This is a genomic window from Streptomyces sp. NPDC059003 (assembly GCF_042740445.1).
Taxonomy (GTDB): domain Bacteria; phylum Actinomycetota; class Actinomycetes; order Streptomycetales; family Streptomycetaceae; genus Streptomyces.
Window position 1 is genome coordinate 13253 of record NZ_JBHYJH010000151.1, and the last position, 9199, is coordinate 22451.

The window sequence follows — 9199 nt, forward strand, 5'->3', positions numbered from 1 at the left end:
GCCCGGTCCGGGGGTGGGCGGGGGGGGGGGTGGGGGGGGGTTGGGGGGGGGGCTTCGGGGCGGGGGAGGGTTTGGGGGCGGGGGCGGGGCCGGGGGGGGGGGTCGGGGGGGGGGGTTCAATAAGGCGGCTTGGCCCGGACCCGCTCACCTGCCCGGGCCGCCCGCGTTGGGCACCCCCCGGGGCGCCCCTTTCGCGTACGCGTGCTTCCGCTGCCTGCTGCTGCCGCCTACTTCTTCACGCGGACCTCGTCGCGGAGCTTCTTGGTGGTCTCGGCGGCGTCGCTCAGCGAGGGGCTCTTGCCCGCCGCGACGTCGGCGATCTCCATGGGCATCACCAGGCCGACCGTGCTGTGGTCGCCCCACAGGCACACGGGCACCCGCGCCTCCTTCGGCCCGCTCGCCCCCGTGCTTCCGTCGGCGCCCTTCTTGACCACGGCCTCCTGGCACTTGACGATCGCGTCGTCGGTGCTGAAGTCCTGCGGGCTGCCGACCATTTCGCCCTTGTCGTCGCCGTCCATGGCGGCGCCGCCGGCCGCCTTCTTCTTGGCGTCGGCGAACATCCCGTCGACCGTCTTCTCCGGGTCGTCGACCTCGCCGTACACGCCGCTGAACTGGAGCAGCTTCCCGGCCAGGGGGTTGCTCTCGTCGCCCGCCTGGTAACCGGCGCCGACCGACTGCGGGTTCTTCACGCCCTGCTTCTCGGCGTCGTCGAGGTCGTCGAGGTCACTGGACGTGGTGCCGTTGTCGCCCTTCTTGTACTCGCCGAGGACGGTGGCCGGAGTGGTCAGCTTGTGCGGCCCGTCGTCCGCGACGTCGGAGGAGCCGGAGCCGCCGCTGAACAGGAAGTACGCGCCGACCGCGATCGCGGCCACGACGGCGACCGAGCCGATGATGACTCCGGTCCTCTTGCCGCCGCCTGAGCCGGGCGGGGGCGGCGGCACCTGCCCGTAGGGGGCCTGCGGCTGCCCGTACGGGGCCTGCCCGTAAGGGGCCTGCGGCGGCTGGCCGTACGGGGCTTGGGGCTGCTGCCCGTACGGGGCCGCGGCGGGCGGCTGCTGGGGGTACGGGGCCTGCGGGGGCTGCCCGTAGGGGGCGGCCTGGGGCGGCTGCCCGTACGGGCCGGGCGGCGGGCCCTGCGGGGGCTGCTGCGGCTGCTGGCCGTACGGGCCCGGCTGGTGGTGGCTCATGGGTGGGGGTCTCCTCCGTGCTGCTGCGGTGTGCCCGGCGTGTGAGGGCCCGGCCGGAACCACCGGCCGGGCCCTTACTGGCGCTGACGCGCGGGTCGGACGCGGATCAGATCTTGACGCGGACTTCCTTGCGGAACTTGGCCGACGTCGTCGCGGCCTCGTCGAGGTCCGGGCTCTTGCCGCTCATCGCGCTCGCGACGTCCGTCGTGATCACGATGCCGATGGTGCTGTTGTCGCCCCAGATGCACGTCGCCATCGTCATCTCCTTGGGGCCCGATTCGGTGCCGCCCGACGAGCCGGTGTCCAGCTTCATCTCCTGGCACTTCATGACGGCGCCGTCCAGCTCGGAGGGGTTGTACGACTTGGGCTCGCCGACCGTCGTGGGCTTGTTGCCGCCGGTGCTCCCGCTCTCGGCGAAGCCGTCCTTGGCGTGCTTGAACATGAAGTCGACGACCTTCTCCGGGTCGTCGATGTCACCGTAGATGCCGTTGAACTGGAGGATCTTCATGGCCAGTGGGTTGTCCTTGGAGCCCGACCGGTACTGCGCGGCCACGCTCTTGGCGTTCTTCACGCCGTTCTTCTCGGCCTTCTTGACGGCCTCGGGGCTCATCTCGTCCCCCTGGGACTCCTCCTTGGCGTAGTCGCCGAGGACGCTGGCCGGGGTGGTGAGCTTGTGCGGGCCGTCGTCCTTGACCGTGCCCGAGCCGCCGCTGTCGCTGCCGCCGAGCACGAAGTAGCCGCCGACCGCGATCGCGGCGACCACGGCGACCGCGCCGATGACGATCCCGGCCTTCTTGCCGCCGCCTGAGCCGGGCGGGGGCGGGGGAACCTGGCCGTAGGGGGCCTGCGGCTGCTGCCCGTAGGGGCCCGGCTGCTGCGGCTGGCTGTAGCCGGGCTGGCCGTAGCCGGGCTGGCCGTACGGCTGCTGCTGGGGCGGGACGCCCTGCGGGGGCTGCTGGGGGTACCCGTAGCCGGGCTGCGGCTGCGGTGGCTGCTGAGGGTGGCCGTAGCCGGGCTGCGGGGCCTGCGGCGGCTGTCCGTAGGGGCCTGGCTGGGGCTGCTGGCCGCCGCCGTAGGGGCCCGGCTGCTGGGGCTGCTGGCCGCCGTACGGGCCCGGCTCGTTGTAGCTCATTACTGGGTTCCCCCTTCGTGTTGCTGCTGCTCCCACATCGTGACAGCCGACAGGTGCGGGCCCGGCGGCAGTGCCGGGCCGGGCCCGCTTCGTCACGCGGTGCCGTGAATGCGCCGCCGCCGTCAGATCTTGACGCGCACTTCCTTGCGGAACTTGGCCGCCTTCTCGGCGCCGTCCTGGAGGTCGGCGCTCTTGCCCGCCAGGACGTTGGCCATGTCCGTGGTGATCGCGACGCCGATGGTGCTCTTGTCGCCCCAGATGCAGGTCGCCATCGAGATCTCCTTCGGGCCCTGCGTGCTGGTGGTGCCGGAGCCGGAGCCCATGCCGTACTTCATCTCCTGGCACTTCATCACGGCGCCGTCCAGCCCGGACGGGGTGTACGTCTTGGGCTCGCCGACCACCGTCACGGTCCCGCTGCTGTCGCTCTCGGCGTTCTTCTTCACCTCGCCGAACATCTTGTCGACGACGGCGTCCGGGTCCTCGATCTGGCCGTAGACGCCGTTGAACTGGAAGAGCTTCTGCGACAGCGGGTTCTCGTCGCTGCCCGACTGGTACTGGGCCTGGACGTCCTCGGCGTTCTTGACCCCGTCCTTCTCGGCCTCCGCGATGTCGGTGGAGGACAGGCCGCCACCGGAGCTGGTGCCCGGCTTCTTCTTGTACTCGCCGCCGAGGACGGTCTCCGGCGTCGTCAGCTTGTGCGGCCCGTCGTCCTTCACGCCGGAGCCGGAGCCGGAGCCGGACCCCGACCCGGAGTCGGAGACGCTGGAGCCGCCGCCCTTGCCCTCGTTCTTCTTGTCGTCGTCCTTGCCGCCGATCACGAAGTACGCGCCGACCGCTATCGCCGCCACGACGGCGACCGCGCCGATGACGAGGCCGGTCTTCTTGCCGCCGCCTGAGCCGGGCGGGGGCGGCGGGACCTGGCCGTAGGGGGCCTGGGGCTGCTGCCCGTAAGGGGCCCCCGGCTGCCCGTAGGGGGCCTGCTGCTGGCCGTACGGCTGCTGCGGCGGGACGCCCTGCGGGGGCTGCTGCGGGTAGCCGTAGCCGGGCTGCGGGGCCTGCGGCGGCTGGCCGTAGGGGCCAGGCTGCTGCGGCTGGCCGCCACCGTACGGGCCCGGCTGCTGGGGCTGCTGGCCGCCGTACGGGCCCGGCTGGTTGTAGCTCATTACTGGGGTTCCCCTCGAACGCGTGTACGCGCATACATAGACCCGCGCGTTTATGTGTTCCCGACATCCTGACCGAAGGGCGGAGCCGCGTGAGTCCCCGGGCCGCAACCGTTACTCAAGATTCCAGTTTCGGGACCGGTCTGTGACACCCCTAAACTGGGCCCGTGACCGAGAACACTCAGCAGCAGCCTCCAGCGACCACCCCCGAACTCCCGACGCAGTACGCGCCGTCCGAGGTAGAAGGGGCGCTGTACGAGCGCTGGGTGGAGCGCGGTTACTTCGACGCGGACGAGAAGAGCGACAAGCCGCCGTACGCCGTCGTCATCCCGCCGCCCAACGTCACCGGCAGCCTGCACCTGGGCCACGCCTTCGAGCACACGCTCATCGACGCCCTCACCCGCCGCAAGCGCATGCAGGGCTTCGAGGTCCTGTGGCAGCCCGGCATGGACCACGCGGGCATCGCCACGCAGAACGTGGTCGAGCGCGAGCTCGGCAAGGAGGGCAAGTCGCGGCACGACCTCGGCCGGGAGGCCTTCGTCGAGCGCGTCTGGCAGTGGAAGGGCGAGTCCGGCGGCCAGATCTCCGGCCAGATGCGCCGCCTCGGCGACGGCGTCGCCTGGTCCCGCGAGCGCTTCACCATGGACGAGGGCCTGTCCAAGGCCGTCCAGACGATCTTCAAGAAGCTCTACGACGACGAGCTGATCTACCGCGCCGAGCGCATCATCAACTGGTGCCCGCGCTGTCTCACCGCGATCTCGGACATCGAGGTCGAGTACCAGGACGACGACGGTGAGCTCGTCTCGATCAAGTACGGCGAGGGCGACGAGACCCTCGTCGTCGCCACCACCCGCGCCGAGACCATGCTCGGTGACACGGCCGTCGCCGTGCACCCCGACGACGAGCGCTACCGGCACCTGGTCGGCAAGCAGATCAAGCTGCCGCTCACCGACCGCTCCATCCCGGTCGTCGCGGACAGCCACGTCGACCCCGAGTTCGGCACCGGCGCCGTCAAGGTGACGCCCGCCCACGACCCGAACGACTTCGAGATCGGCCAGCGCCACGCGCTGCCGAACATCGCGGTCATGGACGAGCACGCGGTCATCACGGTCCCCGGCCCCTTCCAGGGCCTGGACCGCCTGGAGGCCCGCTCCGCGATCGTCGGCGCCCTGCGCGCCGAGGGCCGCATCGTCGCCGAGAAGCGCCCGTACTCCCACTCGGTGGGCCACTGCTCCCGCTGCAAGACCACCATCGAGCCGCGCCTGTCCATGCAGTGGTGGGTCAAGGTCGGCCCGCTCGCCAAGGCCGCGGGTGACGCGGTCCGCGACGGCCAGGTGAAGATCCATCCGCAGGAGATGGAGAAGCGCTACTTCGACTGGGTCGACAACCTCCACGACTGGTGCATCTCGCGCCAGCTCTGGTGGGGCCACCGCATCCCCGTCTGGTACGGCCCGAACGGCGAGGTCGTCTGCGTCGGACCCGACGACGAGGCCCCCACCGGCGAGGGCTGGACGCAGGACACCGACGTCCTCGACACCTGGTTCTCCTCCGGCCTGTGGCCGTTCTCCACGCTCGGCTGGCCCGGGAAGACCGAGAGCCTCGCGAAGTTCTACCCGAACTCCGTCCTGGTCACCGGCTACGACATCCTCTTCTTCTGGGTCGCCCGGATGATGATGTTCGGCCTGTACGCGATGGACGGCACCCCGCCGTTCCACACCATCGCCCTGCACGGCATGGTCCGCGACCAGTTCGGCAAGAAGATGTCGAAGTCCTTCGGCAACGCGGTCAACCCGCTGGACTGGATGGACAAGTACGGCTCCGACGCCCTGCGCTTCACCCTCGCCCGCGGCGCCAACCCCGGCGTGGACGTGCCGATCGGCGAGGACTGGGTCCAGGGCTCCCGGAACTTCGCCAACAAGATCTGGAACGCGACCCGCTTCGCGCTGATGAACGGCGCGACGGTCGAGGGCCCGCTGCCGGACGCCGCCGAGATGTCCGCCACGGACCGCTGGATCCTCTCCCGCCTCAACACCGTGGTCGCCGAAGTCGACGCGCTCTACGAGGACTTCCAGTTCGCCAAGCTCTCCGACGCCCTCTTCCACTTCGCCTGGGACGAGGTCTTCGACTGGTACGTGGAGCTGTCCAAGACCACGTTCATGGCGGGCGGCCCCGCGGCGGAGGTCAGCAAGCGCGTCCTCGGCGAGGTCCTCGACGTCACGCTGCGCCTGCTGCACCCGGTGGTGCCGTTCGTGACGGAGACGCTGTGGACCACGCTGACCGGCGGCGAGTCCGTGGTCATCGCCGACTGGCCCAAGGACAGCGGCTTCCGTGACACGGCCGCCGAGAAGGAGATCCTCTCCGTCCAGGACCTGGTCACCGAGGTCCGCCGGTTCCGCGCCGACCAGGGCCTGCAGCCCGGCCAGAAGGTCCCGGCCCGCCTGACCCTGGACGGCACGCCGTTCGCCGCGCACGAGGCGGCCGTCCGCCAGCTCCTGCGCCTCCAGCCGGAGGGCGAGGGCTTCGCGGCCACGGCGACCCTGCCGGTCGCGGGCGCCACGGTCGCGCTCGACCTGTCGGGCACGATCGACGTGGCGGCGGAGCGGAAGCGGCTCGCCAAGGACTTGGCCGCCGCCGAGAAGGAGAAGGCCCAGGCCACCGCCAAGCTCGGCAACGAGGCGTTCCTGGCGAAGGCGCCCGACCAGGTGGTCGACAAGATCCGCGGTCGGCTCGCCAAGGCCGACGAGGACATCGCCCGCCTCCAGGCGCAGCTGGACAACCTCCCGGCGGCGTAAGGCGGTTCGCCCGCAGGCACGCGAAGGCGCCCGGAACTCCCACGAGTTCCGGGCGCCTTTCGCATACCCCCACCGTCGTTACGCCTCCGTGGCAACGGGCCCCGTCCCGACGGCCTCCGCGTTGCGCCGCGTCTTCGCCCAGCCGTTGCGGCCGCGCAGCAGGCGCAGGAAGCCGCGCGCCGACACGATGAACACGTGGTACGCGTACACCCACAGGGCCAGGCCCCACAGCAGACCGGTCAGGCGGGAGCGGTCGGGCGCGAAGTCGCGGCGGTAGAGCGGGCCCCAGGCCACGAACGGCAGCACCGAGAACGCGGACAGGACCAGGATCAACGGCCAGGCGCCGAGGAACGCGTCGCGCAGCGAGCCGCCGATGACGACGCTGCCGAGCAGCAGCACGCTCAGGACCAGCGTGGCGACGTGCGCGAGGGGCTGCATGAACGTGTACAGGGTCTCCAGGACGCCACGGCCCGAGTAGTGCCGGGACGAGACGATGCGCGGCGCGTACCGCACGCACTGCAGGTTGCCCTGCGCCCAGCGGGTGCGCTGGGTGAGGAAGCGGCGCAGGCGCGGCAGGCCCTCCTGGGAGACGTACGTGTCGGCGATGTGCGCCACCCGGTAGCCGCCGAGGATCATGTGCAGGCCCAGCTCGTAGTCCTCGAGGAGCGCGTCGCGCTGCCAGGGGCGGCGCTCGGCGGCGGCGATGTGGTCGAGGGCGGTGAGCCGGGTGAACTGGCCGTTGCCGCCGAGGCCCACCGATCCGGTGCGGCCGCGCAGGAGCTGCATGCCCGCGTTGGACACCGCGAACTCCATGTCCTGCATGCGCACCAGGAGCCGCGCCACGGCGTTGGCGAGCCGCCCGCGCTCGGGCAGCGGAAGGTGCTCGTCGTCGACGTTCCGCATCCGCACGCTGACCTGCACGCCGCCCATCTCGGGGTCGCCGAACCCGGCGGGACCGCTGACCCGCGCGAGCGCGTCGGGGGCGAGGCGGCCGTCGGCGTCCACCACGCACACCACGACCAGCGAGCGGTCGGTGCCCTCGGGCAGGTACGCGTTCAGGGCCGCGTACGCCGAGTTGAGCGCGGCGCCCTTGCCGATGCGGGCGTCGGGGCGGCGGCGCGAGACCAGGTGCACCTGGCCGTCGCGGTCGGCGATGGCGGTGACGACGGCGGCCGTCGCGTCGTCGCTGTCGTCGTCGACGACCCAGACGTGCGCGGCCGGGAAGTCCGCCCTGAGCTGGCTGACGGTCGTCCCGATGACGGTCTCCTCGTCCCGGCACGGCACGAAGAAGTGCCAGGCGAAGGGGGCGGGGTCGGCGAGGGGCGTCTCGGGGCGGCGTACGTAGGCGTGGCGGGAGCCCGCCCAGTAGAGCAGGAAGCAGGCGAGGAGGAAGAAGGGCAGGGCGTAGAGGACGAGGTGGGGGGTGGTGAGCATCGCGGCACCTGGGGGGAGGAGGACGTCAGGTCATGGGGGGGCGGGCGGGAAGCAGCCGCCGCGGAGCGGCGGCATCGTTCAGGCGGCCACGGACAGCTCCCGGTCCTCGCGGCCGGCGGCCAGCGCGCCGAGGAGCACGGCGATCCGCTGCGAGGCGAGCCCGTCCCCGAAGGGAGAGGGCCGGGAGGCCAGGTCCCGCAGACCGGCCTGGCCCGCCGCGAGGCGCCGCCGCACGGCCCGGCCGATCTCCCGCCCCGGCGCGACGAGCTCGGCGAACCCGGCGTCCATCGCCTCGGGGCGCTCGGTGGAGCGGCGTACGACGACCAGGGGCCGGCCGAGCACGGTCGTCTCCTCCTGGATGCCGCCGGAGTCGGACACGATGACGGCCGCGTGCCGGGCGAGGGCGAGGAACTCGCCGTAGCCGAGCGGGGGGAGCTCGGTGAGCGGGGCGAGCAGGTCGGAGAGCCCGGCGTCCTCGATGCGGGCGCGGGTGCGCGGGTGCACGGCGAAGAGGACGGGCAGGTCGGCGGCCAGCGACGCGAGCTCGGTGAGGATGGCGCGCAGGGCGGCGGGGTCGTCGGTGTTCTCGGGCCGGTGCGCGGTGGCGAGGACGTAGCGGTCGGCGGTGACGCCGTGCGCGGCGAGCAGCGCGGCCCGCTGGTCGTCCGCGGGCAGGTGCTCCTGGACGGCCTCGACGACGGTGTTGCCGGTGACGGTGATCCGCCCGGCCGGGACGGACTCGGCGCGCAGCAGGTCGCGGTTGTCGTCGGTGGCCGCGCACAGCACGTCGGCGAGCTGGTCGATGACGATGCGGTTGTGCTCCTCGGGCATCGCGCGGTCGTGGCTGCGCAGGCCCGCCTCGACGTGGACGAGCGGAATGGAGCGGGCGTTGGCGGCGAGCGCGCCGGCGAGCGCGGCGTTGGTGTCGCCCTGGACGACGACGGCCAGCGGCGGCTCCTCGGTGAACAGGGCGTCCAGCTGGGCGAGGGCGGCGGAGATCTGCACGGCGCGCGGCTGCCCGCCGACGCCGTCGAGCAGGGTGGGCTCGGGCAGCCCGAGCTCCGTGAGGAACTGGCCGGACAGGGCGGCGTCGTAGTGCTGGCCGGTGTGCACGAGGTGTGCGGCGGGGCCGAGGAGCCGGACCAGGTGGGCGACCTTCACCAGTTCCGGGCGGGTGCCGAGCACGAGGGCGACGGAGCGGGGCGGGAGGGTGGGGGCGGCGTGCAACGGGGCTCCTGGCGGGTGCGGGATCTCTTGGCTCGTCCAGGAGCTTGGGCGGGGTGGGTTGCGGGGGTGGCTCGTGTTCGGTTGTCCAACGGTTGCGGGGCCTGCGGCCGCGGCTGTTCAGGGCGTTAGCCCTGGCCCAACGGTCCCTGTCCCCGGGACCTTGGTCCCTGCCGGGGGCCGGGCGGGCTGTTTTCCCCACCCGCCCGCCCTTTCCTGGGGCTCCGCCCCAGACCCCGGTCCTCAAACGCCGGACGGGCTGAAAAATTC

6 protein-coding genes are annotated in these 9199 nt (G+C 72.3%); 1 reads left to right on the forward strand and 5 read right to left on the reverse strand.

Annotated features, from left to right (window positions below; translation table 11 throughout):
- Positions 1-227: 227 nt before the first annotated feature.
- The 3 genes from ACFWZ5_RS35650 to ACFWZ5_RS35660 all read right to left on the reverse strand — a co-directional run bounded on the left by ACFWZ5_RS35650 (position 228) and on the right by ACFWZ5_RS35660 (position 3482).
- Positions 228-1187: a hypothetical protein gene (locus tag ACFWZ5_RS35650; protein ID WP_384804675.1), complete on the reverse strand. Its 960-nt coding sequence runs from the start codon at positions 1185-1187 to the stop codon at positions 228-230.
- A gap of 106 nt (positions 1188-1293) precedes the next feature.
- Complete coding sequence (locus ACFWZ5_RS35655) at positions 1294-2319, reverse strand: hypothetical protein (protein ID WP_384804673.1); 1026 nt, start codon at positions 2317-2319, stop codon at positions 1294-1296.
- A 122-nt stretch (positions 2320-2441) separates the two neighbouring features.
- Complete coding sequence (locus tag ACFWZ5_RS35660; protein WP_384804671.1) at positions 2442-3482, reverse strand: hypothetical protein; 1041 nt, start codon at positions 3480-3482, stop codon at positions 2442-2444.
- Positions 3483-3646: 164 nt separating this feature from the next.
- On the opposite strand from ACFWZ5_RS35660, the gene ACFWZ5_RS35665 reads away from it, so the two are divergent.
- Positions 3647-6271: a valine--tRNA ligase gene (locus ACFWZ5_RS35665; protein ID WP_384804669.1), complete on the forward strand. Its 2625-nt coding sequence runs from the start codon at positions 3647-3649 to the stop codon at positions 6269-6271.
- A 78-nt stretch (positions 6272-6349) separates the two neighbouring features.
- On the opposite strand, the gene ACFWZ5_RS35670 is transcribed toward ACFWZ5_RS35665, so the two are convergent.
- Entirely contained in the window at positions 6350-7705 is a 1356-nt protein-coding gene (locus ACFWZ5_RS35670) for a glycosyltransferase family 2 protein (protein ID WP_384804667.1), read from the reverse strand.
- A gap of 78 nt (positions 7706-7783) precedes the next feature.
- Positions 7784-8932, reverse strand: coding sequence for a non-hydrolyzing UDP-N-acetylglucosamine 2-epimerase (wecB, locus tag ACFWZ5_RS35675; protein WP_384804665.1), 1149 nt, complete (start codon positions 8930-8932; stop codon positions 7784-7786).
- Positions 8933-9199 lie beyond the last annotated feature (267 nt).

What these genes read in the sequence shown, in the direction of transcription:
- ACFWZ5_RS35650 (WP_384804675.1), bottom strand. Translation starts at nt 1,187, where the DNA reads ATGAGCCACCACCAGCCGGGCCCGTACGGCCAGCAGCCGCAGCAGCCC.
- ACFWZ5_RS35655 (WP_384804673.1), bottom strand. Translation starts at nt 2,319, where the DNA reads ATGAGCTACAACGAGCCGGGCCCGTACGGCGGCCAGCAGCCCCAGCAG.
- ACFWZ5_RS35660 (WP_384804671.1), bottom strand. Translation starts at nt 3,482, where the DNA reads ATGAGCTACAACCAGCCGGGCCCGTACGGCGGCCAGCAGCCCCAGCAG.
- ACFWZ5_RS35670 (WP_384804667.1), bottom strand. Translation starts at nt 7,705, where the DNA reads ATGCTCACCACCCCCCACCTCGTCCTCTACGCCCTGCCCTTCTTCCTC.